This window comes from Kitasatospora sp. CMC57, from assembly GCF_045866025.2.
GTDB lineage: Bacteria > Actinomycetota > Actinomycetes > Streptomycetales > Streptomycetaceae > Kitasatospora.
Genome location: NZ_AP035881.2, coordinates 6,725,374 through 6,748,353 on the forward strand (window position 1 = coordinate 6,725,374; position 22,980 = coordinate 6,748,353).

Annotated in this window: 25 protein-coding genes; 17 read left to right on the forward strand and 8 right to left on the reverse strand. The window is 72.1% G+C overall.

The window, feature by feature from the left end; genetic code table 11:
- The first annotated feature begins 92 nt into the window (after positions 1 to 92).
- From ACKUU6_RS30265 to ACKUU6_RS30280, 4 genes are all read left to right on the forward strand, one after another.
- Positions 93 to 851 carry a hypothetical protein gene (locus ACKUU6_RS30265; protein ID WP_407991743.1) on the forward strand — a complete coding sequence of 253 codons (759 nt, stop codon included), beginning with the start codon at positions 93 to 95 and terminating at the stop codon, positions 849 to 851.
- A gap of 3 nt (positions 852 to 854) precedes the next feature.
- Positions 855 to 1,355, forward strand: coding sequence for a phage holin family protein (locus tag ACKUU6_RS30270; RefSeq protein ID WP_407991744.1), 501 nt, complete (start codon positions 855 to 857; stop codon positions 1,353 to 1,355).
- Entirely contained in the window at positions 1,331 to 2,020 is a 690-nt protein-coding gene (locus ACKUU6_RS30275) for a DUF3618 domain-containing protein (RefSeq protein ID WP_407991745.1), read from the forward strand. The genes ACKUU6_RS30270 and ACKUU6_RS30275 overlap by 25 nt, the downstream gene beginning before the upstream one ends.
- 109 nt (positions 2,021 to 2,129) lie before the next feature.
- Positions 2,130 to 2,672, forward strand: coding sequence for a hypothetical protein (locus tag ACKUU6_RS30280; RefSeq protein WP_407991746.1), 543 nt, complete (start codon positions 2,130 to 2,132; stop codon positions 2,670 to 2,672).
- 24 nt (positions 2,673 to 2,696) lie between these two features.
- Here ACKUU6_RS30280 and ACKUU6_RS30285 read toward each other — a convergent pair whose 3' ends face one another.
- Positions 2,697 to 3,380 (reverse strand): DUF6445 family protein, encoded by a 684-nt coding sequence (locus tag ACKUU6_RS30285; RefSeq protein WP_407991747.1) that lies wholly within the window; start codon positions 3,378 to 3,380, stop codon positions 2,697 to 2,699.
- Positions 3,381 to 3,579: 199 nt separating this feature from the next.
- Here ACKUU6_RS30285 and ACKUU6_RS30290 point away from each other — a divergent pair, with 199 nt between their 5' ends.
- The 4 genes from ACKUU6_RS30290 (at position 3,580) to ACKUU6_RS30305 (ending at position 5,650) form a co-directional block, all read left to right on the forward strand.
- The gene (locus ACKUU6_RS30290) at positions 3,580 to 4,431 is read left to right on the forward strand and encodes a polysaccharide deacetylase family protein (RefSeq protein ID WP_407991748.1); all 852 of its coding nucleotides are present in this window, start codon (positions 3,580 to 3,582) and stop codon (positions 4,429 to 4,431) included.
- A 142-nt stretch (positions 4,432 to 4,573) separates the two neighbouring features.
- The gene (locus ACKUU6_RS30295; protein ID WP_407991749.1) at positions 4,574 to 4,777 is read left to right on the forward strand and encodes a hypothetical protein; all 204 of its coding nucleotides are present in this window, start codon (positions 4,574 to 4,576) and stop codon (positions 4,775 to 4,777) included.
- A gap of 98 nt (positions 4,778 to 4,875) precedes the next feature.
- Positions 4,876 to 5,127, forward strand: a complete 252-nt coding sequence (locus ACKUU6_RS30300; protein WP_407991750.1) for a hypothetical protein — start codon at positions 4,876 to 4,878, stop codon at positions 5,125 to 5,127.
- Positions 5,128 to 5,179: 52 nt separating this feature from the next.
- Entirely contained in the window at positions 5,180 to 5,650 is a 471-nt protein-coding gene (locus ACKUU6_RS30305; protein WP_407991751.1) for a hypothetical protein, read from the forward strand.
- A gap of 98 nt (positions 5,651 to 5,748) precedes the next feature.
- Here ACKUU6_RS30305 and ACKUU6_RS30310 read toward each other — a convergent pair whose 3' ends face one another.
- On the reverse strand, positions 5,749 to 7,524 hold the full coding sequence (locus tag ACKUU6_RS30310; RefSeq protein WP_407992283.1) for a cellulase family glycosylhydrolase: 1,776 nt from the start codon (positions 7,522 to 7,524) through the stop codon (positions 5,749 to 5,751).
- Positions 7,525 to 7,832: 308 nt separating this feature from the next.
- Complete coding sequence (locus tag ACKUU6_RS30315; RefSeq protein ID WP_407991752.1) at positions 7,833 to 9,041, reverse strand: serine hydrolase domain-containing protein; 1,209 nt, start codon at positions 9,039 to 9,041, stop codon at positions 7,833 to 7,835.
- 228 nt (positions 9,042 to 9,269) lie between these two features.
- Between ACKUU6_RS30315 and ACKUU6_RS30320 the strand changes: the two genes are divergently transcribed.
- On the forward strand, positions 9,270 to 9,518 hold the full coding sequence (locus ACKUU6_RS30320) for an SCO4226 family nickel-binding protein (protein WP_407991753.1): 249 nt from the start codon (positions 9,270 to 9,272) through the stop codon (positions 9,516 to 9,518).
- A 125-nt stretch (positions 9,519 to 9,643) separates the two neighbouring features.
- Here ACKUU6_RS30320 and ACKUU6_RS30325 read toward each other — a convergent pair whose 3' ends face one another.
- Positions 9,644 to 10,450, reverse strand: coding sequence for a class I SAM-dependent methyltransferase (locus tag ACKUU6_RS30325; RefSeq protein ID WP_407991754.1), 807 nt, complete (start codon positions 10,448 to 10,450; stop codon positions 9,644 to 9,646).
- Positions 10,451 to 10,840: 390 nt separating this feature from the next.
- Between ACKUU6_RS30325 and ACKUU6_RS30330 the strand changes: the two genes are divergently transcribed.
- Positions 10,841 to 11,533, forward strand: coding sequence for a DUF4232 domain-containing protein (locus ACKUU6_RS30330; RefSeq protein ID WP_408649646.1), 693 nt, complete (start codon positions 10,841 to 10,843; stop codon positions 11,531 to 11,533).
- Positions 11,534 to 11,587: 54 nt separating this feature from the next.
- Here ACKUU6_RS30330 and ACKUU6_RS30335 read toward each other — a convergent pair whose 3' ends face one another.
- Positions 11,588 to 13,120 carry an LCP family protein gene (locus tag ACKUU6_RS30335; protein WP_407991756.1) on the reverse strand — a complete coding sequence of 511 codons (1,533 nt, stop codon included), beginning with the start codon at positions 13,118 to 13,120 and terminating at the stop codon, positions 11,588 to 11,590.
- Between the two features lie 242 nt (positions 13,121 to 13,362).
- Between ACKUU6_RS30335 and ACKUU6_RS30340 the strand changes: the two genes are divergently transcribed.
- From ACKUU6_RS30340 to ACKUU6_RS30365, 6 genes are all read left to right on the forward strand, one after another.
- On the forward strand, positions 13,363 to 14,148 hold the full coding sequence (locus ACKUU6_RS30340) for a DeoR/GlpR family DNA-binding transcription regulator (protein ID WP_407991757.1): 786 nt from the start codon (positions 13,363 to 13,365) through the stop codon (positions 14,146 to 14,148).
- A 40-nt stretch (positions 14,149 to 14,188) separates the two neighbouring features.
- The gene (locus tag ACKUU6_RS30345) at positions 14,189 to 14,566 is read left to right on the forward strand and encodes a DUF4406 domain-containing protein (protein ID WP_407991758.1); all 378 of its coding nucleotides are present in this window, start codon (positions 14,189 to 14,191) and stop codon (positions 14,564 to 14,566) included.
- The gene (locus ACKUU6_RS30350) at positions 14,563 to 15,219 is read left to right on the forward strand and encodes an NUDIX domain-containing protein (RefSeq protein ID WP_407991759.1); all 657 of its coding nucleotides are present in this window, start codon (positions 14,563 to 14,565) and stop codon (positions 15,217 to 15,219) included. The genes ACKUU6_RS30345 and ACKUU6_RS30350 overlap by 4 nt, the downstream gene beginning before the upstream one ends.
- A 256-nt stretch (positions 15,220 to 15,475) precedes the next feature.
- Complete coding sequence (locus ACKUU6_RS30355) at positions 15,476 to 15,679, forward strand: cold-shock protein (protein ID WP_030918248.1); 204 nt, start codon at positions 15,476 to 15,478, stop codon at positions 15,677 to 15,679.
- 147 nt (positions 15,680 to 15,826) lie between these two features.
- Positions 15,827 to 17,302, forward strand: coding sequence for a DEAD/DEAH box helicase (locus ACKUU6_RS30360; protein ID WP_407991760.1), 1,476 nt, complete (start codon positions 15,827 to 15,829; stop codon positions 17,300 to 17,302).
- 130 nt (positions 17,303 to 17,432) lie between these two features.
- The gene (locus ACKUU6_RS30365; protein ID WP_407991761.1) at positions 17,433 to 18,572 is read left to right on the forward strand and encodes a N(5)-(carboxyethyl)ornithine synthase; all 1,140 of its coding nucleotides are present in this window, start codon (positions 17,433 to 17,435) and stop codon (positions 18,570 to 18,572) included.
- Between the two features lie 17 nt (positions 18,573 to 18,589).
- On the opposite strand, the gene ACKUU6_RS30370 is transcribed toward ACKUU6_RS30365, so the two are convergent.
- Positions 18,590 to 20,002 (reverse strand): MFS transporter, encoded by a 1,413-nt coding sequence (locus tag ACKUU6_RS30370; RefSeq protein WP_407991762.1) that lies wholly within the window; start codon positions 20,000 to 20,002, stop codon positions 18,590 to 18,592.
- 121 nt (positions 20,003 to 20,123) lie between these two features.
- Between ACKUU6_RS30370 and ACKUU6_RS30375 the strand changes: the two genes are divergently transcribed.
- The gene (locus ACKUU6_RS30375) at positions 20,124 to 21,068 is read left to right on the forward strand and encodes a LysR family transcriptional regulator (protein ID WP_407991763.1); all 945 of its coding nucleotides are present in this window, start codon (positions 20,124 to 20,126) and stop codon (positions 21,066 to 21,068) included.
- On the opposite strand, the gene ACKUU6_RS30380 is transcribed toward ACKUU6_RS30375, so the two are convergent.
- Both ACKUU6_RS30380 and ACKUU6_RS30385 read right to left on the reverse strand, forming a co-directional pair.
- On the reverse strand, positions 21,058 to 22,305 hold the full coding sequence (locus ACKUU6_RS30380; RefSeq protein WP_407992284.1) for an RNA polymerase sigma factor: 1,248 nt from the start codon (positions 22,303 to 22,305) through the stop codon (positions 21,058 to 21,060). The genes ACKUU6_RS30375 and ACKUU6_RS30380 overlap by 11 nt on opposite strands.
- A 4-nt stretch (positions 22,306 to 22,309) precedes the next feature.
- Positions 22,310 to 22,741, reverse strand: coding sequence for a YciI family protein (locus ACKUU6_RS30385; RefSeq protein ID WP_407991764.1), 432 nt, complete (start codon positions 22,739 to 22,741; stop codon positions 22,310 to 22,312).
- Between the last annotated feature and the right edge of the window lie 239 nt (positions 22,742 to 22,980).

The window sequence follows — 22,980 nt, forward strand, 5'->3', positions numbered from 1 at the left end:
TCCGGGTGTTGTCAGATCGGGTGTGTGGACTGGCTCGGGCGGGGCAGGCGTGGGCTTCGAGGACGATCCGATCCACGAAGTGAGGAGGAGCCTTGAGCGAGTACACCAGCCCGGGCAGGCCGGCCGGGCAGGAGAACAGCAAGCCGGTGACGGCTGCGGCGCAGAGTGCCCGGGAGCGGGCGAGCGACGCGGCAGGCACGGTGGCGGATGCCACCGGCGAGGTGGTGGGCACCGTCCGGGAGCAGACCTCCCAGGTGGTCGAGGACGCCACCACGCAGGCGCGCGACCTGGTGGGCGAGGCCCGGGAGCAACTGCGGGACCAGGCCCGCTCCCAGACCGGCCGGCTCGCCGAGAACGTACGCCGGCTCGCCGACGAACTGCGGGAGATGTCCGAGCACGGCAAGCCCGGCTCCACGGCGACCACCGCCCTGCGGCAGGTCGCGGCCGGTGGCCACCAGGTGGCCGACCACGTGGAGCGGCGCGGGCCGGACGGACTGCTGGACGACGTAAGGGACTTCGCGCGCCGCAAGCCCGGTCTGTTCCTGGCGAGCGCGGCCGTGGCGGGATTCGCCATCGGCCGTTCCGGCAAGGGCGTGGCCGCAGAGTCGACCGTGCCCTCGGACGCGGCCACCCCGACGCCGGCGACGGACCGGCCGGAGCGGCTCGGCCGCCCCGATCCGGCGGCGCCGGTCCCACCGCGTCCGCAGGCGGGCGCGATCGGTTCGACGGCCACCGGTCCGAGGCAGACGGGTGCGTACGAGGGGTACGGGCAGTCCCAGCCCCCGCACGTGACGCCGGTCTACGGCGGTGCCGGAGACGGGCGGGTCCAGCCGCCGACGGTGGGGAGGTGAGTCGTGGCGCTCTCGTACGCGGACCAGCGCGCGGGGCAGACCCGTGCCGAAGCGACCGGGGCGACGGGGCCGGTTCCGTCGGCCGCCCGGCCGCCGACCGCCCAGCCGCCCGGCACCGAGCCGCCGGAGGACCGCTCGCTGGGTGACCTGATCGGCGAGATCACCGACGACCTCGGCCAACTCGTGCGGGACGAGATCGAGTTGGCGAAGGCGGAGATCAAGCAGGAGGCCACCAAAGCGGGTAAGGCGTCCGGCATGCTCGCCGGAGCCGGTTACGCCGGGCACCTGGTGCTGCTGCTCGGCAGCCTCACCGTGGTGTTCGCGCTGGGCAACGTGATGAACCTGGCCTGGGCCGCCCTGGTGGTGACCGGACTGTGGGCGGTCGGCGGAGCGGTGCTGTTCCTCGTCGGGCGCAAGCGCCTGCGCGAGGTCCGGCCGGCGCCCCGGCAGACCATCGAAACCCTGAAGGAGGACGCAGCATGGGCGCGACACCCGACCAGTTGAGGGCGGAGGTCGAGGCACGGCGGGCGCACCTCGCGCACAACGTCGACCTGCTCGCCGACCGGGTGGCCCCCGGGCGGGTCGCGCACCGGACGAGCCAGGCCGCCCACCGGAGGCTGACCGGAATCAAGGAGCGAGTGATGGGCAGCGCCCACGACACCACCGCCGACCGGACCGGGACCGGAAGCATCGGCGACCGGGCCGGGCAGATCGGTGGCACCGCGAAGGAGACCACCACGCAGATGACCGCCACGGTGAAGGACACTGCGGCCGGGATCGGCGAGGCGGTACAGGACGCACCCTCCCAGGTGCGCCGCCGGACCCAGGGCAGCCCGCTGGCCGCCGGCATCATGGCGTTCGGCGCCGGACTGCTGGCCGCCGCACTGCTGCCGACCAGTCAGGCGGAGGAACAGGCCGCCGCCAAGCTGCGCGAGCACGCCGGAGACGTTCTCGAGCCGGCCAAGCAGGCGGCCCTCGAGGCCGTCCAGGAGGTCAGGGACGAGCTGCGCGAACCGGCGGCAGAGGCCGTGGAGTCGGTGAAGGCCACCGCTCAGGACGCCGTGCAGACCAGCAAGGCGACGGCGCAGGACACCGGTCGCCAGGCGGCCGACGACCTGAGGAACACGGGGCAGACGGCCGTGCAGGAGGTCCGCCGGCCGATGCAGTAGACCGGCGGTGACGAGGTCTCCCGGGCGCCCGCCTGGGAGACCTCGCGTGCGGATGTGAGCCGCGAGGGTCTCCGGGCGTGAGCTGCGGACGACGGGGTAGCCGCACGGCATGAACCTCACCCACGCACCACGGACCGCTGGTGGACAGGCGCAGCTGCGGCGCTCCGGCGAGGCCGACGGCCGCCGGTGGCTGGCGGTCTACCTCAACGACCACCTGGCGGGCGCCACCGGCGGCCTGGCGCTCTGCCGCCGCGCCGCGCGCGCCTACCCCACCCAGGACGCCGGCGTCGAGCTCCGCCGACTGGCCGCCGAGATCTCCGAGGACCGCGAGACGCTGGTCGGTCTGATCAGGGAGCTCGGGCTGCCGGTGCGCCGGTACAAGATCGCCGCCGGCTGGTTGGCGGAGCGGGCCGGTCGCCTGAAGTCCAACGGGCGGCTGGCCCGGCGCTCGCCGCTGAGTGACCTGCTGGAGCTGGAGGCCCTGCTCCTCGGTATGCGGGGCAAGACCCTGCTCTGGCAGACCCTCCGGCAGATCACCGACCACCACCCGGGCCTGGACCCGGAGTTGCTGGACCGGCTGGCCGCCAACGCCGAACGGCAGGCGGACGCGGTGGCGGACCTCCGCCGGGCCGCGGCGGAGGTCCTCACCTGAGGGCCGGGTGAAGTGACGGAGCTGTCAGGCCATCCAGAAGAAGACCGCGGTCATGCGCTTCTCCGCGAGCGTGCTGCCCCAGTACGAGCTGGCGGTGTGCATCATGTTGGCGGTGTAGAGGAGCAGACGGTTGTAGCGGTGCGGGACGGCGATGTCCTCGGTGAAGGAGTCGGCCGGGACGTAGCGGGTGCCCAGGGCGTCGACCAGGTTGTTGTGCGGGGCGGTGACCAGGTTGCCGCCCAGTCGGCCGCCCGGGAAGCTCTGCCGGTAGAAGCTGGTGCCGCACTGCTTGGGGACGTCCGGGTTCAGGTACAGCACGGCAGCGTAGCGGCAGAGGGCACGGGAGTCGGTGTGCGGGCGCGGTTCGCACTCGCCGGCGCCGACCACCTGGACGCAGTTGTGGTTGAAGGTGCCGCCCTCGGCCTCGGTGAGGGCCCAGACCTTGGACGCGCCGGTGGCCTTCCTGACCTGTGCCTCGACCCGGGCGAGCTCGGCGGGCAGCAGGGCGGGCATGGTGCGGAGGCCCGGCCAGGCCTCCGGTTTGTGGGGGTAGCCCTCGTCCCACTCCTCGACCGCCAGGGCGCGGGCGCGGATCTCGTCGATGTTGGGCAGTACGTCGTCCAGGACCCAGTAGTCGCGGCCCCGGGTGGGCTTGCGGTACGGCAGAACGGGCAGGGCGGCGGCGGGCCGGCTGAGCTGTGGGGGCATGCGGCCGACGATAGGAGCACGGTGGCCCACGACTCGCCCGCAGAATGGTCAACTTTCGGTCTAGATGACGGAACTCGGCCAACCGGCCGAGGCAGGTCGCGGTATCGGCGTGGGGGTGGCCCGGTGACGGAGTTTCCGCTGGTCCGGTCGAGCGCGTTCGATTCGTTCGGGCCTTCCGTCGTCCCTATGCTGGTGCGCGATGACTGCTGACCGTCGCTCAGTTCTGCGCACCGCCGCCCGGCTCGCCGCCGTGACCGCGGTCGGTGCGGTGTCCGCGTGCGCGCCGGGTCCGACCCGGGGGACGCCTGTCCAGGCGCCGAGCGACCCGCCGGAGGGTCCGGCCGGGTACTCGCTCCGCCTCAGGCCCACCCCGCCCGCGACCCCCGCCGCCACCGGTGCGCCCGCGCCGTCCGGCGCCGTGGTCCCAGCGGTGGCGCCGCTCGCGCCCGGGACACCGGTGGAGGTGGTGAACGGGCCGCGCGGGCGGGCCGAGGTCGCGCTCACCTTCCACGGCGAGGGCGACCCGGCGCAGGCCACGGCACTGCTGGAGCGGGCCGAGCAGCGCGGCGTACGGCTGACCGTCCTGGCGGTGGGCCGCTGGCTCGACCAGCAGCCCCAGATGGCGGAACGCATCCTGCGCGGTGGCCACGAACTCGGCAACCACACCCAGAACCACCTCAACATCAACGCCCTGAGCCCCGCTCAGGCGCACGCCGAGATAGCCGAGTGCGCGGAGCGGCTGCGCAGGCTGACCGGCTCGATCGGCCGCTGGTTCCGGCCGTCGGCCACCCAGTACGCCAGCCCGATGGTCCGGGAACAGGCCCGGCTGGTGGGGTACGAGCACTGCCTGTCCTTCGACGTGGACCCGCGCGACTACAGCGACCCGGGCGCCGACCTGCTCCAGCGGCGGCTGCTCCGCTCGGTGCAGGGCGGCTCCGTGGTGGCGCTGCACATGGGCCACCAGGGCACCGTGGACGCGCTGCCCGCTGTACTGGACGGGCTGCAGCGGCTCGGGCTGCGGGCGGTGACCGCCAGTCAGCTCTGCACCTGACCGGCGGAATGATCCGTTGACACACTGTCAACGACGCCGTTCCTCTAATGTGGTGGGCATGACGAGCGGGGGCCCTGGCGGGCTGTTACCACGGTCCGAGGCGCCTCCCGAGGTCGCCGGCCCAGGTGCCGGTGACCCACCGGTGGACGGTGCCGCACCCCGGTACGAGGTGGTGCGGCTGCCCCCGGACGACCGGGGCCGCGAGACCTGGGCGGTGGCGGACCGGCTCACCGGGCGGTGGGTGCAGGCGGGCGGTGAGGTGGACGTGTACGCCGCCGAGTTCGGCGCGCGGGCGTGCATCCGACGTCTGCGGTACCTGGACGAGCTCGGCGCCCACCACGACTGACCGCGACCTCGTCCGTGTCAGCGGTTCGGCCGGTTCGGCAGTCGCCTGTTCGGGTGAGATGCGGGTTGGGAGCGGGCCCTCGGTGGGAGGGGCTGGGTGTGACCACTTCTTCCTCTTCCTCGCAGGCGCGCAGGCGCCGCCACCACGCCCGGCCTTCGTCAGCCGCCGCCCCGAGCACCGGCCGGCCCGTCGCGGGCCCGCTCCCCGTAGGTCCGGCCGCCCGGCGGGAGAACCCGCAGGTGCGGTCGGGGTGCTGCCGCACCTGGAGCAGCGAACACCGGCTGCTCGGCGGGGCGGTGGTACGCACCCGGTGGCACCAGCCGGTCTGCCCCGACTGGGCGGAGCGCTGAGCCCGTAGGCCCCGCTCCGTGCCGGGGCCGGCCGCTGCGGGAGAATCGGAGCGTGACCGAGAATCCGCAGAGTCAGACCGGCCCGGAGGCGCAGCCCGGGTACCTGCTCCGGGCGGGCGTGCACACCCTGCAGGTCACGACCCGCGCGATAGCCGACGAGATCACCGCGCTGTGGAACTCCCAGCTCGGCGAGGACGCCGAGGACGACGACTACGCCCGCGTGGTGGAACAGGGTGAGGAGTGGACCGGCCCCCGGCCGGTCTGGGACCGCGTCCCGGACTGCCGGACGGTCCACTACCTGCGGGCCGTCGTCGAGCAGGACGGTTCGCTCAGTGGGGAGTGGGCCGGGCAGCGGCTGCGGTGGGAGTTCGAGTCCGGCTCCTACACCGCGCTGCCGTGCCGGACCCGGATCGAGCAGCAGCCCCGCGGCCACACCGAGGTCGAGGCCCAGGGCACCGACCCGGTGGAGGTGGCGGCGGGCTTCGCCTCGGCGCTCCGCGAGGCGCGCGAGCGGCTGTCCTGACGGAAGGGCTCGAGTCTTCACCAGAGGGAGCGGGGCGTCGAAGTAGCGACAAGGTGGGGCCGCCGTGGTCGGGCGGCCCCACCCCTGCCGGGGGACGGTCAGGCGGCGGTGCAGGTGAGCGTCGGGGCGGTGTTGGCCCCCGTCCAGGTGCCCTGGAGACCGAAGGTGGTCGAACTGCCCTGCGCCAGCGTGCCGTTGTACGCGAGGCTGGTCGCGGTGACCGAGCTCGCCGACTGCTGGACGGTGGCGCTCCAGGCGCTGCTGAGCTGCTGGCCGTTGGGCCAGGTCCAGCGCACCGTCCAGGACTTGGTGGGGGCGGTGGCGGTCACCGTGACGGTGGCGGTGAAGCCCGGGTTCCACTGGTTGTCGAGATGCCAGCCCGCCGTACAGCCCGCGCTGCCGCCGCCGCTGCCCGGGGTGGTGGTGCTCACGGCGGCGGAGGCCGCCGAGGCGTTCCCGGCCGCGTCCCTGGCCCGCACGGTGTAGGAGTACGCGGTGGCGGCGGTCAGCCCGGTGTCCGTGTACGTGGTGCCCGAGGCCGTACCGGCGAGGGTGGTGCCACGGTAGACGTCGTACGCCGTGACGCCGGTGTTGTCGGTGGAGGCGGTCCAGGAGAGCGAGACCGAGGTGGCGGTGGTGCCCGTCACCGTGAGCCCGGTGGGGGTGGAGGGGGCCTGGACATCGCTGCCGCCGCCCCCGCTCTGGCCGAAGCCGGGTGCCTTGATGTCGGCGAGGTAGGCGTCCTTGGTGGTGTTGACGGTGGTCCAGTCGTCGTTCAGGATGCCGCCGGTGTCACCGGAGTTGGGGTTCCAGGACCAGAACGTCCAGCTCATGCTGTCCGCCCCGTACTGGGCCGTCGGCCGCAGGTACTGGACCAGCGACTTCAGCCACTTCTGGTCGACCGTCGCCTGCAGGGTGGTGCCGAACTCGCCGACCCACACCGGTGCGATGTTCTGCTGGAACAGGTAGCCCCAGTTGCGGTCCCAGATTCCCGGCATGTTGGCCGGGAAGGACGGGTCGCTGAACCAGGTCTGCTGGGCCACGCTGGTGGCGTAGTCGTGCGCGGAGTAGACCAGCCGGTCTGCGACGTTCAGCCGGACGGGGTACTGGCCGGCGCCCTGGAGGTTGCCGCCCCACCAGTACGAACTGCCGTTGAAGGTCTGGTTGCCCTCGACGAAGACCAGCAGCTGCGGGTTGGTGGCGAGCACCGCGTTGCCGGCCCGTTCGGCGGCGAGGCGCCAGTCGACGGTGGTGTCCCCGCAGCCCCAACAGGCCGGGTCGTGCGGCTCGTTGTGCAGGTCGATGCCGATCACGGTCGGCTTGCCCGCGTACCGGGTGGCGAGGGCGCTGAGGTGGCTGATCCAGGTGGACTCGGGGACGGCGGCGGTGTACCAGAGCGCCGACTGCCCGCTGGAGTCCGGACGGTGGCGGTCCAGGATCACCTTGAGGCCGGTCGCTCCGGCCTGGTCGACGATCTTGTCCATCACCTGGAGTGAGTTCAGTCCTTGAAGGTCGGCGTTCATGCCGCCCGAGGTGTTGAGGCTGACCGGCGAGGTGCCCTTGAAGATGTCGTCGCTGTAGGGCAGCCGGATGGTGTTGTAGCCGAGCGACTTGATCTGGTCAATCATGCTCTTGTAGTCCCGGGCCCAGAGTCCGTGCGGGACGTAGCTGGCGGTCTCGAAACCGAACCAGTTGATGCCGGCGATCCGGACCGGGCGGTTGGCGTCGTCCAGTAGCTGACGGCCGCTGGTGTGCCAGTAGCCGGAGCCGACGGCGGTTGCGGTGGCGGTCGTGGTGGCGGCAGCAGCGCTTGCGGCGGGCGCGGCGGCCTGGGCGGCGGCGGGAGCGATCAGGGCGGTTGACGCGAGGGCCATGGTCAACAGGGCATCGCGCAGGCGGCGTACGGGGTGGAGCACGTCGCTGGTCCTCTCTGTGGGGTCCGGCAGACGAGTGGGAGCGCTCCCACTCGATGCGGGAGATGCACACGCGCAGTACTGCCGGGGGTGGGGGACGGGCCCGTGGGGTGGGGGCGGGCCTGCCGGGGGCGGCGGGGTCCAGTGAATCCATGGAGTGACAGGCCGTCAATAGGCCGTTCAGTATTCACCACTTGAACGCAAACACCCGGCGACCGAGCCGCCTTGATGGAGGGCGGTCCGGTCGCCGGGTGGTCAGCGCCGTACGGTCAGCCGTGGACCGGGAGTTGGTAGACGTTCTCCGGGGTGACGATCGAGGTGACCGCGTTGGCGACAAGTGTGCTCGGCTCCGAACCGGCGTACGGGATGTCGGTGTTGAGCAGGACCACCATGGTGGCGTCCTGCTCCGGCAGGTACATCGTCACGCTCTCGTAGCCGGGCAGCGATCCGTTGTGCCCGACCCAGCCGTGGGTCCGGAACAGGCCGAGGCCGTACCCGCCGTCGCTGAAACCGGGCAGCGACAGGAACTGCTCCCGCTGTGTCTGGGTGGCCGGCGAGAGCAGGGTGCCGGTGGCGACCACCTTGGCCCAGCGGTGCAGGTCGTGCAGATCCGAGATCATCGCGCCGGCCGCCCAGCCCCAACTCGGGTTCCAGTCCGTGGTGTCGGCGACCTCACCGGACAGGGTCTGGCGGGTGTACCCGTGCGCGTGCGGCTCGGGGAACTCGGCGCCCTCGGGCAGGAACGTGTGGTGCAGCCCAGCGGGGCCGGTCACGCGCTGGTGGATGACGTCGGCGAGCGGCATCCCGGTCAGCTTCTCCACCACCAGGCCGAGCAGGACGATGTTGGTGTTCGAGTACTCGAAGGCCGAACCCGGGGCGAAGACGTTCGGGTGCCGGAAGGCGTAGTCCAGCAGCTCCGGCGGGGTGAAGGACCGGGTCGGTTCGCTCAGCAGGGCCTGGACGAAGTCCGGATCGAAGGTGTACGAGAACAGGCCGCTGCGCATCTCCGCCAGCTGGCGGATGGTGATGTGCTCGCCGTCGGGGACGCAGTCCAGGTAGGCGGAGATCGGGTCGTCCAGCCCGATGAGTCCGTCGTCCACCAGCTCCAGGAGTGCGGTGACGGTGAAGGTCTTGGTCTCGCTGCCGATCCGCATGTTGAGGTCGGGCGTCATCGGCCGGCCGGTCGCGGTGTCGGCCACCCCGGTCGAGCGCACGTACGTACCCCGGCCCGGCAGCCACAGGCCGACGGTGACGCCGGGGATGCCGGCCTCCGAGCGGACGCGCGCGATCGCCTCGTCGAGGCGCGCCACCAGCGCGGGATCCAGCTCCTGGTGCGGCGCGCCGTCGGGGTGGGCGGCGCGGACGACGGCAGCCGTCGGCGGGAGCGCCTGGGCACTGGGGGAGGTCAGGGCCAGCGGGGTCAGGGTGGCGAGGGCGAGCAGCGCGCCGACGAGTCGGCGGGTGGGGACACGGGGCATGGATCGGGCCTCTTCCGGAGAGCGGGGACCTGGCCAGGCAACGTCACCATCCGGCCCGGCCCGGGACCGGGCGGCTCCGGACGGTGACCGGCGAGTCCACCCGTACGGACCTGGGCCGGCCCGGCTCCCGCGCTGTCGTGCCGAGCCGTCCGGTCGAGCGCACCCTGGAGTGAGGGACGGCCCCGCCCGGCCGGGCTGCGGCCGATGGACACCGGAGGTGTTGGGACCATGGCGAAGTTCATGGATGTGCACCAGAACATGGCGGGCATCACGGCGGAGGAACTCCGCGCGGCCCATATGGCGGACCTCGCCATCGAGGCCGACGAAGGTGTGCACTTCGAGCAGGCGTGGGCGGACCCGGAGGCGGGCGTCGTGTACTGCCTGTCCGAGGCACCGTCGAAGGAAGCGGTCCAGCGGATCCACGAGCGGGCCGGGCACCGGGCGGACGAGATCCACGCGGTGCCGCTGATCGTCTGACGCCCGGGTTTCGTCAGGCTGCGGGCCGCAGTGAACCCAGCGAGTACCGATCCGGCGCGGGCCGGCGGCCGCAGCGCGAGTGGGCGTGGGCACGCTCCCGGCGGGTTGCCGGGAGCGGATTCGGCTCAGCGGTGGGCGGTGGCCAGCAGGGCGGCGTGCGGGAGGACCAGTCGGCCGTCCTCGCCGAGGAACTCCCGGGACAGCAGGTCGAAGTGGTGCTTGACCTCCGCGCGGATCGGTTCGGGTCGGCTCAGCAGAAGCTGCCCGATGAAGGCCACTCCGGACGCCGGTCCGCTCCACCACTCCTCGGGGTCGGCGCGGTGATCCCAGTGGATGGTCCGGCAGGCCGCCTCGTGCAGTCCGGCCGACGCCAGCAGGGAGGCGAGACCGTCCGGGTCGCGCGGGAAGTCGTCCTCGGCGGCGAGCGGGGGCAGATGCGGGGGCCGGGTCACGCCGGCCGCCTGCACGGCCCGGCCCAGCAGAGCCTGGCCGGCGGGCGCGGGGACCGCCCAGATCGTCAGGGCGACCCGCCCACCGGGGCGGAGCACCCGACGCAGCTCCGCGAGCGCGACTCTCGGACGGCCGACGTGGTTGAGCACGAAGTTGCCGACCACCGCATCGAACGTGCCGTCCTCGAAAGGCAGTTCCGGCAGGACGGCCGTCATGACCTCCGCCGACGGGGCGGCCTGCGCCGCCAGCTCCACCATGCCGGGCTCGGCGTACACTGCGGTCACCTTCGCGCCGCGCTCACAGGCCGCCGCAGCCACCGTTCCGGTCCCGGTTCCGACATCGAGCACCCGGACTCCCTGGCCCACCGCTGCCGCGTCCAGCACCTGCGGAACCGGATACGCGCAGAGCCTCGCGAAGCTCCCGGCATACGCCTCGGCCCGCCCGGCCCACGTCCGGCGCTCGTACCCGTCGAAAGCCGTCACCTGCACCACCATAGATCCTCCCTTTCCTGCCGCAGGGACGCGGCAGGTCAGGACCCCAGCGCAGCGGGAAGCGCCCGACCGGGTGGTGAAGTTACGGCTGTGACAAGGCTGTTGCAGAAGGTGTGGCCCGGATCACGGCGGCTCGTGGGGGTGGGCTGATCGACTCGGGGGATGCGTCGATCCTTCTCTGCCCTTCCCGTTCTCCTGGCCGCTGCGCTGACGCTGACCGCGTGCGGGTCGCAGGTTGCCGGCCCCGGGAGCCGTGGTGGGGTGGTGTCGGCGGAACCGTTGCCCCGGGCTCCCTCCTGCGGTGGTCCGAGCGGGTCGGCGACGCCGAGGCCGCTCGGCGAGTCGAGCGATCTGGAGAAGGACGGCGTCAGGATCACGGCCGTGCGCGGTGTCTGCGCGGACTTCGAGGTCACCAACCACGAGGCCGGTCCGCTCGTCTACTCGATCTCCTTCGCGTTCCTGTCGGCTACCGGGACGGCGTTGGCCACCCCGAAGCAGGCGGTTCGCTCGGTCGGCCCGGGGGAGACGGTGAAGGGCACGGTGGTGGCCGGGACGGCATCACCGTCCAACAGCCCGCGGCGGGTGCGGATCGCCAAGGTGCGGAGCGTGCCGACCGCCGAGGCGCCGGCCGAGGCGGGGGCCTGTCCGCCGTCGGGGATGCGGATCCGCGCGGACGAGGGCGACGCCGCGATGGGGCTGCGGGTGGTGGGACTGCATCTGGACAACTGTGGCACCGCGACCATCGGGCTCAACGGCTACCCGCGGCTCCAGATCCTCGACGACAGGCACACGGTGGTGGACGGCGTGCAGGTCGTGCAGGGTGGCGGCGCCATCGCGAGCGGGACCGGTGCCGACGGGACGCCCGAGCCACTGGCGGTGCAGCCGGGGGAGCGCGCCCGCGCCACGGTGGTGTGGCGCAACACGGTCGAGCTCGGCGTCCAGGACCCGGTGAACGCACCGTACCTGCGGGTGCGGGCGACGCCGGGCGCCGATCCCGTGATGGTGATCCCGGAACTCGACCTGGGCACGACCGGCCGGCTCGGCGTCGGGCCGTGGACGGCGGACCGGACGTAGCCGGGCAGGCTCTCCCCAACTCCTGGACGTCCAGGGTCTCTCAGGCCCGGCCGGTTACTTGACCTTGGTGCAACCCGTCTCGTCCGCCTGGTGCACCGCCACGTCGGACGGCAAGGCGGTGGGCACCGGTGCGGCCGGGGTGGCTGCGGTCGGGTGGTAGTCGGCGCCCAGGGTGACCAGCACGCCGGTCCCGGTGCCGCCCGCCGTGACGGCGGACTCGGGCAGACCGAGGGCCAGGGCGATGGCGAGGGCGGCGTCCTTCTGGTCGGCCCTCGGGTACCGGACGGTGCTGGCGGCCAGGTTCTTCGGCGCGCCGGTGCCGGGTTCGGCCTTGTACTTGAGCTTGGCGAGCTTCTCGGCCGTCGCGGCGGCCAGGCCCTTCTGCGCGGTGCTGTTGAGCACGGTGACGCTGACCGTGGCCGGGTCCACCACCGGCGGCGCGGGTGCGCTGGGGGTGGTGGTCGGGGTACCGGGCTGCGCTCCGCTGTGGTCCTCGCCACCGCTGAGCGGCTTGTCCAGCCGGATCAGCGTGAAGAGGTCGCGGGTCTGGGGCTGGACCAGCGAGTTCTTCTCCCGGAAGTTCGGATTCGGGTCGTCGTGGGTGAAGGCGGTGGGCGGCTGGACGAACTCGACCTCGGAGGGCTTGATGTTCTTGAGGTCGGTGGCCAGCGAGACCAGCTTCGTGGTGCCCGCGATGTTCTCGGAGACCGTCAGCGACTTGGTCGCGGCCTCGATCACCGGGAACGCCTTCGTCGGGTCGAGCAGGGTGCCCTTGTCGGTGAGCTTGCGCAGCAGGGAGGAGAGGTAGGCGCGCTGCATCGAGAACCGGCCGATTGCGGTCCCGTCCCCGACGTCGTGCCGGGTGCGGACGAACTGCAGGCCCTGCTCGCCCGTCAGCTTGACCGGGCCGGCCGGGATGTTCAGGTGTGAGCCCGAGTCGTTGACGGGAGTGCAGAGGTTGACCTCGACCCCGTCGACGGCGTCGGTGAGATCCTTGACGCCCTGGAAGTTGACCAGCACCCAGGCATCGATCTTCAGACCGGTCAGGTCCTGGACGGTGTCCTGCACGCAGCCGGCGCCGCCCCGGGACATCGCCTCGTTGAGCGGCAGGTGTTTCGCCGCCGGGGTGACCTTGCCCTCCTTGGAGGTGCAGTTCGGGATGTCGATCAGGGAGTCCCTGGGAAGGTCCAGGGCGACCGCCGCACGCTTGTCGGGGTACACGTGCAGCACGATGTTGACGTCGTTGTTGCCGAGGCCGACGTTCTGCCGGTCGCCGTAGCCGCCGCCGAGGCCCTTCCGGCTGTCGGTGCCGATGATCAGGATGTTCATCGCGACCCGGCCCTTGGCGTCGGCCTGGCCGGGCGGCGGGGGCGCATTGCCCGCGCCGAGCCGGTCGGACTGGATGTTGGAGTCCAGGTGCTGCAGGTAGAGGAAGGCACCACCGCAGCCCGCGAGCAGCACCGCTCCGGCGGTCAGTAGGGTCGGCGCCACCCACCGGGGACGGGTCCCCGACTGTCGTCGCCCGCGCTTCCGGGCCGCCTGCCGTGCGGCCGCCCGTCCACCGGGGTTCGGCTCGTCGTTCGCCATGGCACATCCCCCGGTCGTCGTGGTCGGGCCCCCGTCGGGCACCTGTACGAACCTAGCCGAGATGACGGGGCCGACATGAGATCTGTTACGGAATCAGAACGCTTCGGTGAACAGACGTTTGAAGTGTAGCGAGCCGGGATCGGGTGACGAGTGCCGCCCGGACGCCCGGCTCGGATCCCGGCTCGTTCGCGAAAGAGCACATCGATCTACCAGAACGAACATCAGTGTGTTAGAAATGCGTCATGGCTACCGCGAACCGTCTCGACGTCACCTTGCGCCTGGTCCAGGGCGCCGAGCAGATGGGGGTCGGCGAACTGGCCCGGCGGCTCGGGGTGTCCGAGATGACGGTGCGCCGGGATCTGGACGAGTTGGAGCGCCAGGGCATGGTGGAGCGGGTGCGGGGCGGTGCCCGGGCCACCGGGACGCGGGAGCGGCGGATCGGGTTCGCGGCGCGGGAGCCGTGGCAGGCCGCCACCAAGCACCGACTCGGCGCCGCCGTGGCCGAGTTGGTGGAACCGGGCCAGACGGTGCTGCTCGACGCGGGCACCACCACGGTGCACGTCGCGGCGCAGTTGATCGCGCGGGCCCCGCTGACGGTGGCGGTGCTCAGCCTGCAGGCGGCCGTCCGGCTGGCGGACCAGCCGGGGATTCGGCTGCTGGTGCTGGGGGGAGAGGCGCGGGCGAACGAGCAGTCGTTGGTCGGACCGCTCGCGCTGCGGGCGGTGGACGCGCTGGCTTTCGACTGCTTCGTGATGTCGATCGGCGGAGTGCACGCCGACCACGGATGGTCGGAGTTCTCGCTCGACGACTGCGCCGTCAAACAGACTGCGCTGGCCCGGGCCGCCCGGACTGTCGCGGTGGCGGACGCCACCAAGCTCGGGGTGCAGGCGTTCAGCCGGGTCGCCCCGCTGTCCGCCGTGGACGTCTTCGTCACCGATGCCACGGGAGCCGACCCGGACACCCACCCCAGTGGCCCGCACACCCTCACCGCCCTGCGTGACGCCGGGGTCGACACCCGGCTGATCTGACCGTCGCCCGCCCCTTGTCTCCTCCGACGAAAGGCTCCCGATGCCGGACACTCCCCGCCCCCTGATGATCCTGGTCGCCGGCCCGTACCGGTCCGGTACCGGCGACGACCCGGCCAAGCTGGCCGCGAACGTCGAGGCGATGAACCAAGCCGCCCTCGCCCTCTTCCGGGCCGGCCATCTGCCCGTCACCGGCGAGGCCCTGGCCCTGCCGCTGATCGAGGCGGCCGGTTCCGCGACGGTCGGTGACCCGGCCTTCGACGAGATCTTCCACCCCGTCGCCGAACGGCTGCTGGCCCGCTGCGACGCGGTCTGGCGGATCGGCGGCCCCTCCCAGGGCGCCGACCTGATGACCGCCCAGGCCGCGGGCCAGGGCAAGCCGGTCTACCACCGGTTCGACGAGATCCCGGCCGCCCGGTGACGGCCGGCCTCGACACCCCCGACCGGCGCGGCCGCACCCACCTCGACCGGGCGGGCCGCGACCTCACCGGCAACCCCGGGGTCAAGGTCCGCGACGTGAGCCTGCTCTCCTGCCACTGGTACGTCCTGCGCACCACCACCTTCGACTACCGTCACCGCGACGGGAGTTGGAGCACCGAGCAGCGCGAGACGTACGACCGCGGCAACGGCGCCACCGTCCTGCTGTACGACACCGAGCGCGGCACCGTGCTGCTCACCCGGCAGTTCCGCTACCCCGCCTACGTCAACGGGCACCCGGACGGCATGCTGCTCGAAACGGCCGCCGGACTGCTCGACCAGGACGACCCCGAGACCGCGATCCGCCGGGAGGCGGCCGAGGAGACCGGGCACACCGTCGGCGCGGTGCAGCACGTCTTCGACGTCTACATGAGCCCCGGTTCGGTCACCGAGCGCCTGCACTTCTACGCGGCCCCGTACAGCGCGGGCACCCGTACCGGGACGGGTGGCGGGGTCGTGGAGGAGGGCGAGGACATCGAGGTGCTCGAACTGGCCTTCACCGACGCTCTCGACCTGGTGCGGACCGGCGCGATCGCCGATGCGAAGACCATCATGCTGCTCCAATGGGCGGCGCTGGACGGCCCGTTCGGGAAATGAGCGGATATTCCGATGAGGTGGGCGGTGATGGCCGCGGGCGCGAAAGAGTGGTCCACGGGGATTGGTTTCCGAAGCCGGTGGGGTTCTGTTACAGTTGCGGAAGTTGCAGTTTTGGTTCCCATGACTTTCGTGTGCGCCTGCTGGTTCGACCGCAGGCGCGTTTTTTGTTTCCCGGTTTCGGCCGGATGGGTAATCCTCGCGGCGACGCGGCCCCGCACAGGGCGGGCGCTGGTCAGCCTCTTGAAGGAGATTTTTTATGGCTAACGGCACTGTGAAGTGGTTCAACGCGGAAAAGGGCTTCGGCTTCATCGAGCAGGAGGGTGGCGGTCCTGACGTGTTCGCCCACTACTCGAACATCAACGCCAACGGCTTCCGCGAGCTGCTCGAGGGCCAGAAGGTCGAGTTCGACGTCACGCAGGGCCAGAAGGGCCCGCAGGCCGAGAACATTCGCCCGCTGTAGTTTTCACTGCGCAGGCACCTGCCACGCAGGAGGGGCCCGCACCGCGCATCATGCACGGTGCGGGCCTCTCGGCATTTCTGCCGAAACCGGATGTTCACGGTTCGGGATTTCGGCCTCGTGGCGTGCCGCTCCGAGGAAGGTCTTCCCATGAACCGCCCCAGCCGCTCGTCGTACCAGAATGCCAATTCCCGTTCCACCCAGGGCCGCCGTCCGTCCGGCCCGCCGAAGCGTCAGCGTCCTTCCGCCCAGGGCGAGTTCGCGCTGCCGGTCAGCACGACTCCGGCGCTCCCCGCCGTCGAGTCCTTCGGCGAGCTGGACATGCCGCAGGCGCTGCTGACCACGCTGACCCGCCAGGGCGTCACCGCACCGTTCCCGATCCAGGCGGCCACACTGCCGAACACCCTGGTCGGCCGCGACGTGCTCGGCAGGGGCCGTACCGGCTCGGGCAAGACCCTGGCGTTCGGGCTCGCGCTGCTCGCCAGGACCGCCGGTCGGCGGGCCGAGCCGCGCCGTCCGCTGGCCCTGGTGCTGGTGCCGACCCGCGAGCTGGCCCAGCAGGTCACCGAGGCGCTCACGCCGTACGCCCAGGCGGTGCGGCTGCGGATGGTGACCGTGGTCGGCGGGATGTCGATCGGCCGTCAGGCGATGGCCGTGCACCGGGGGGCCGAGGTCGTCGTCGCCACCCCGGGCCGACTCAAGGACCTGATCCAGCGCGGGGACTGCCTGCTCGACCAGGTCGGCGTGACCGTGCTGGACGAGGCCGACCAGATGGCCGACATGGGCTTCATGCCGCAGGTCACCGAACTGCTGACGCAGGTCGCCGAGGGCGGCCAGACGATGCTGTTCTCCGCCACGCTGGACCGCAACGTCGACAAGCTGGTCCGCCGCTTCCTCAGCGACCCGGTGGTCCACTCGGTGGACCCGACGGCCGCCACGGTCAGCACCATGGAGCACCACCTGCTGCACGTGCAGGGTCACGACAAGAACGCGGTGGTCGCCCGGATCGCCTCCCGCGACGGCGGAGTGATCATGTTCACCGACACCAAGCACGGCGCGGACCGTCTGGTGCAGGACCTGCTGGCCGTCGGCGTCCGGGCGGCCGCCCTGCACGGCGGCAAGTCGCAGCCGCAGCGCACCCGCACGCTGGAGCAGTTCCGCAACGGACAGGTGACCGCGCTGATCGCCACCAACGTGGCCGCCCGTGGCATCCACGTGGACGGTCTCGATCTGGTGGTCAACATCGACCCGCCCAGCGACCACAAGGACTACCTGCACCGGGGCGGCCGGACCGCCAGGGCTGGGGAGTCCGGCACCGTGGTCACGCTGGTACTGCCCAACCAGCGCCGCGAGATGGCCCGGATGATGACCGCCGCCGCGCTCGTCCCCGGCTCCGTCAAGGTCCACTCCACCGACGGGGAACTCGCCCGGATCACCGGTGCCCGGGTGCCCACCGGCGAGCCCGTGGTGGTACCCGACCCGGTCCGGGAGCGGCCGCGCCGCAGCCCTTCGGCCACCCGTGGCCGGGCCCGCGACCGCCGTGGCGGCGGCTCCGGTACGGTCGGCCGCAGCGGCTCCGCCTCCCGTTCACCCCGCTCGGGCGGGCGCGTCGGCCTCGCCGCGTAACCCGAGTCACTGCCGGAACGCACCACGCCCTCTCCAGTGCCGGTCCGCCGTCCGCGCCCCATCCGGCGCGGACGCCGGACCTGCCCCGGCAGCGCACAGCTGCCGGACCGTCACCACCAGAGGGAACCGAATGAAGCAGCTCCTCCGTCTCGGCGTACTGGCACGGACCCGCAAGGAGAACGAGTTCCGGCGGCCGATCCACCCCGCCCACTTCGACCGGATCGATCCCGAGCTGCGCTCCGGCATCTTCCTCGAACACGGTTACGGCGAGCACTTCGGCGTCCCGGACAAGGCGTTGGCGCCGCTGGTCGGGGGCTTCCGGTCGCGGGCGGAGCTCATCGAGGAGTGCGACGTCATCCTGCTCGCCAAGCCGATGGCGGCCGACCTCGCCGAGCTGCGGGAAGGGCAGGTCCTGTGGGGCTGGCCGCACTGTGTGCAGGACCGGGAGCTCACCCAGCTGGCCATCGACCGGAAGCTGACGGTCATCGCCTTCGAGGCGATGAACCACTGGACCAACGACGGCTCGTTCAACCTGCACGTGTTCCACAAGAACAACGAACTGGCCGGCTACTCCTCGGTCCTGCACGCGATGCAGATCGACGGCTCGACCGGCGACTACGGCCGTCGGCTGCGCGCGGTCGTGATCGGTTTCGGTGCGACTGCCCGGGGTGCGGTCACCGCGCTGGCCGCCCTCGGCGTGCACGACGTCGACGTCCTGACCCAGCGGGGGGTCACCGCCGTCAGCTCGCCCATCCACTCGGCACGGATCGTCCAATTCGACCGTGACGCCGACGCACCGCGTCCGATCCACGCCCTCACCGAGGACGGCCGGGTGCCCTTGGCGGGCTTCCTGGCCGAGCACGACATCATCGTCAACTGTGTGCTCCAGGACACCGGGGCGCCGCTGGTCTTCCTCGACGACGACGACCTCGGCCTGCTCGCGCCGGGCACCCTGGTCATCGACGTCTCCTGTGACGAGGGCATGGGCTTCAGCTGGGCGCGTCCCACCACCTTCACCGAGCCGACCTTCGTGGTCGGTGACAACGTCCGCTACTACGGCGTCGACCACAGCCCGTCCTACCTGTGGAACTCCGCCACCTGGGAGAACAGCGAGGCCCTGCTGCCCTTCCTGGACGCGGTCCTCACCGGCTCGGCGGCCTGGGACTCCAACGAGACGATCCGCCGCGCCACCGAGATCCGCGACGGCGTGATCCAGAACCCCGCCATCCTCGCCTTCCAGGACCGGACTCCGGGACACCCGCACCACTGAGCTGGGCGGTGCCCGGTTCACGCTCCTGACCGCGCCGGTCCGGCGGAAGCCGGGTCGGGCCGGTAGCCGATGGTGGCTGCGGTAGCGGCGGCCAGGAGTATGAGGGCGACCAGGCGGAGGCCGAGGGCCATGGCCGGGACGAACTCGGTCGGGTCGGTGGGATGGCCTCCGGACTGGGCGGCCAGGGCGGTGCCGACCGCCGCGACGCCGAGGGCGGCGCCGATCTCGCGGGCTGCGGTGTTCAGGCCTGCGCCCAAGCCGGCCTGGCCAGGCGGGAGTTCGGAGACCACTCCGAAGGCGAGGGCGGGGGCGGAGAAGCCCATTCCGCAGGAGAGCACCAGCAGGTACCCCGCGTACAGCGGGTAGGGCGTGCCCGAGTCGGCGGTGGAGACGCAGAGCAGGCCGACGCCGATCAGCAGCAGTCCGCCACCGATCAGCGGACGCGGGCCGTAGCGGGCCTGGAGCCGGACAGCCGCCTTCGGGGCCAGCGCCATGCCGACGGTGAGCGGCACGATGGCCAGCCCGGTGAGTGCGGCCGAGTAGCCCTTGACGTACTGCAGGTACTGGGAGTTGACGTAGAACAGTGCGAACAGGCCGAAGAAGCTCGCGGCCGAGCCGAGCGCAGCCGACCGCAGGCGCCGGTTACGGAAGAGCCGGGGGTCGACGAGCGGGTGGGCGGCCCGAAGGGCGTGGGCGGTGAAGAGCGAGATGAGCAGCGCCCCGGAGGCGAAGCCGGTCAGTACGCGGCCCGCCGCCCATCCCTGCGAGGGACCCTCGATGATGCCGTAGAGCACGGCGGCCAGCCCGCTGATCAGCAGCAGGGAGCCGCGTCCGTCGGTGGTGGCGGGGTGCCGGGGCGAGTCGGGCACGGTCCGGATGACGGCGTAGGCGAGGACGGCAGCCAGCGGGAGCATCGACCAGAACAGCGCCTGCCAGGGCAGGAATTGGGCGATCAGTCCGCCGCCGACGTTGCCCGCGAGCCCGCCCAGGCCGAGGGCGAGCGTCCAGGAGGCCAGCGCGCGGGACCGCCCTTCGGGACCGGCCAGTTGGACCAGGATCGACATGGTTGCGGGCATGATCAGCGCCGCTCCGGCGCCCGAGCCGGCCCGTCCGGCGATCAGCAGTACCGGCCCGGTGGCCACGGCGCTGGCCGCCGCGCCGAGTGCGAACAGGCCCAGGCCGGCCAGCAGCGCGCGCCGACGTCCGTAGCGGTCGCCGAGTGCCCCGGCGGGGATCAGCAGACCGGCGAAAACGATGACGTAGGCGTCGACGGCCCAGACCAGCTGGCCGGCGTTCAAGTTCAGCTGAGAAGCCGAGAGCTGAGGGATCATCAGGTTGATCGCGGCGACCATGCTCTGCGCGACCAGCGTGCAGGCGCAGACGACGAACACCACCAGCCGTCCGGGATCGGTGGTGCTGGTGGTGGGCACCGGGACGGGTGTATGGGCAGACGTGGACAAGGCTCCCCCTGGAGCTGGCGCGGACGACGGTGTGTCTGTCACCGTAGGGCGACCGAGTCCTGTCCTCCAGTGCATGTTTCACAAGGAATGAATGCGTGTGGCGCAATCCAATCTGGACCTCAACCTGCTGATCGCCCTCGACCTGCTGCTGGAGGAGGGCAGCGTCTCGGGCGCGGCCCGGCGGATGCACCTCTCGGAGCCCGCGATGAGCCGCACGCTGGGCCGGATCCGCAGGGCACTCGGCGATCCGGTGCTGGTACGGGCCGGACGCGCGATGGTGCCGACCCCGCATGCGCTGTCGCTGCGGGATGAGGTACGGGCGGTGGTCGAGCGGGCGCAGGCGCTGTTCACCCCCACCGGAGAGGTGGACCTGGGCGCGCTGTCGCGCACCTTCACCGTGCTCGCGCACGACGCGTTCGCCGCCCTGTACGGCGCGCCGCTGCTGGCCAGGGCGGCGGCCGAGGCACCGGGCGTCCGGCTGAGGATTCTGGCCGACAGCCACCTGGACGCGCCGACGCTGCGGGAGGGCGGCGCCGACCTGGAGGTCGGCGTGATCGGCGCCACCTCGCCCGAGGTGCACGTGGAACACCTCTTCGAGGACCGGATCCTCGGTGTGGCACGCCCGGGGCACCCGCTGCTGACCGACGGACCCGTCACCCCTGAGCGGTTCGCCGCGGCCCCGCAGCTGAGCGTCTCCCGGCGCGGCAGGTTGCACGGGCCCATCGACACGGCGCTGGCCGAACTCGGGCTGAGCCGACGAGTGTCGGGAAGTGCACCGGCCTTCCCCGCCGCGATGTTCATGCTGCGCGACAGCGACCTGGTGGGACTGGCCCACGGGCGTGCGCGCGGCTTGACCGACGCGTTGGGCCTGACCCTCTTCGAGATCCCGCTGGAGCTTCCTCCGCTGCTGTTCGGCCTCGCCTGGCATCCGCGGCACGACGCCGACCCCGCGCACGCCTGGCTGCGCGGGCGGATCCGGGAGCTGATGACCGCGCCGGCCGGGGAGACCCGTCCGTGCTCCGGCGTCATCGGGTGAGCCGGGCCGCCCGTATGGTCAGGTGGTGGCGCTCCGGGAGGCTCGCGGTGTGGCGGGCGGCGGTACGGTACTGCTCGGCGGCGCCCGCCCGGTCGCCGGAGAGCTCCAGCAGGTAGCCGCGGACCACGGCGGGGCGGTGACGGCCTGTCAGGGTTCCCTCCGAGGTCAAGGCGTCCAGTTCGGCGAGGCCGACGGCCGGACCGTGCACCATGGCGGTGGCGACGACCCGGTTGAGAGCAACCACCGGGCTGGGCGCGAGCCGCTCCAACACCCCGTACAGCGCCAGGATCTGCGGCCAGTCGGTCTCCTCGGCGGTCGCGGCCTCGTCGTGCACGGCGGCGATCGCCGCCTGCACCTGGTACGGGCCGACCGGGCCCCGGGGGAGAGCGGCGGTGATCAACGCGACCCCCTCGGCGATCGCCTCGGCGTCCCATCGGCTGCGGTCCTGGTCGGCGAGCGGGACCAGTTCGCCGGAGCTGCCGGTGCGGGCGGGGCTGCGTGCGTGGTTGAGTAGCATGAGCGCGAGCAGACCGGTCACCTCGCTGTGCTCCGGTAGCAGCGTGTGCAGCGCGCGGGTCAACCGGATGGCCTCGCGGGAGAGTTCGACCCGTTGGAGGTCGGGCCCGGCGCTGCTGGCATAGCCCTCGTTGAAGATCAGGTAGAGCACGTGGAGCACCGAGGCGAGCCGGGCGGGCCGGTCCTCGGGCTCCGGCATCCGGAACGGGATCTTCGAGCTCTTGATCCGCTGCTTGGCCCGGCTGATCCGCTGTCCCATGGTCGCCTCGGGCACCAGGAATGCGTCTGCGATCTGGCCGGTGGTCAGGCCGCCGACCGACCGCAGGGTGAGCGCGATCGCGGAGGCGGGCGACAGCGCGGGGTGACAACAGAGGAACAGCAGGAGCAGGGTGTCGTCCCGCCCGGTGACGTCCTCGGCGTCGGCGGGCGGCGCCGAGCGGTGGTCGGCGGGCAGCTGCTCCGCGACCCGGTCCTCGCGGCGGCGCCTGGCCTGCTCGCTGCGGACCTCCTCGGTCATCCGCCGCTGGGCGACCTGGATCAGCCAGCCACGCGGATTGGCGGGCAGGCCCTCCGCCGGCCACTGGAGAGCGGCGGCGAGCAGCGCCTCCTGGACGGCGTCCTCGGCGGCGGTGAAGTCGCCGAACCTGCGCGTGAGCACGCCGAGGACCTGCGGCGCCAGGGTGCGCAGCAGGTCCTCGGCGGCCGGGTCGAGTCCGGTCAGGGGGTCACATCTCCTCGGTCGGCGCCGACATCACCTGGCGCACCTCGATCGGCATGTTCAGCGGCTTCCCACCGGGGCCCGGTGCGGCGGAGACATGGGCGGCGATCTCGACCGCGCGCTCGGGGCTCTCGCAGTCGACGATCCACCAGCCTGCCACCCACTCCTTCGTCTCCGCGAACGGGCCCTCGGTGACCACCGGCGAACCGTTCGCGCCGGAGCGGACGATCTTCGCGGTGTCGGGCATCGCCAGCCCCTGGGCGTCGACGAACTCGCCGTCGGCGGCCAGCTTGCGGTTGGTCTCGCCCATGAAGCCGATGTGGGCCCGGAGCTCCTCCGGCGTCCAGGTGTCGATGGTCGGGAAGTCGACGGTCGCCGCGCTGAACTGCATCAACAGCATGTACTTCATGGCCTGCTCCTCGGTCTCCTCGGCGCCCATGGCGGGTGCCTGCACTGACAGGTAGAGGCACGCGCCGCGATTTCGACATGTCCGGCCATGATTTCGCAGAAAAGTTTTCCGGGAGTGGTGGACGCGGCTGACGAAGCCCGCCGATGTCCTCCCGGCAGCGAGCGAGTCGGGCCGGACCCGGGCAGAAACCGACTTGCCGACCGTTTCACCATGACTCCGCACTCTCACATCGGCAGTGTGGTCCGGCTGGCTGGCGATGCGTCCCGGCT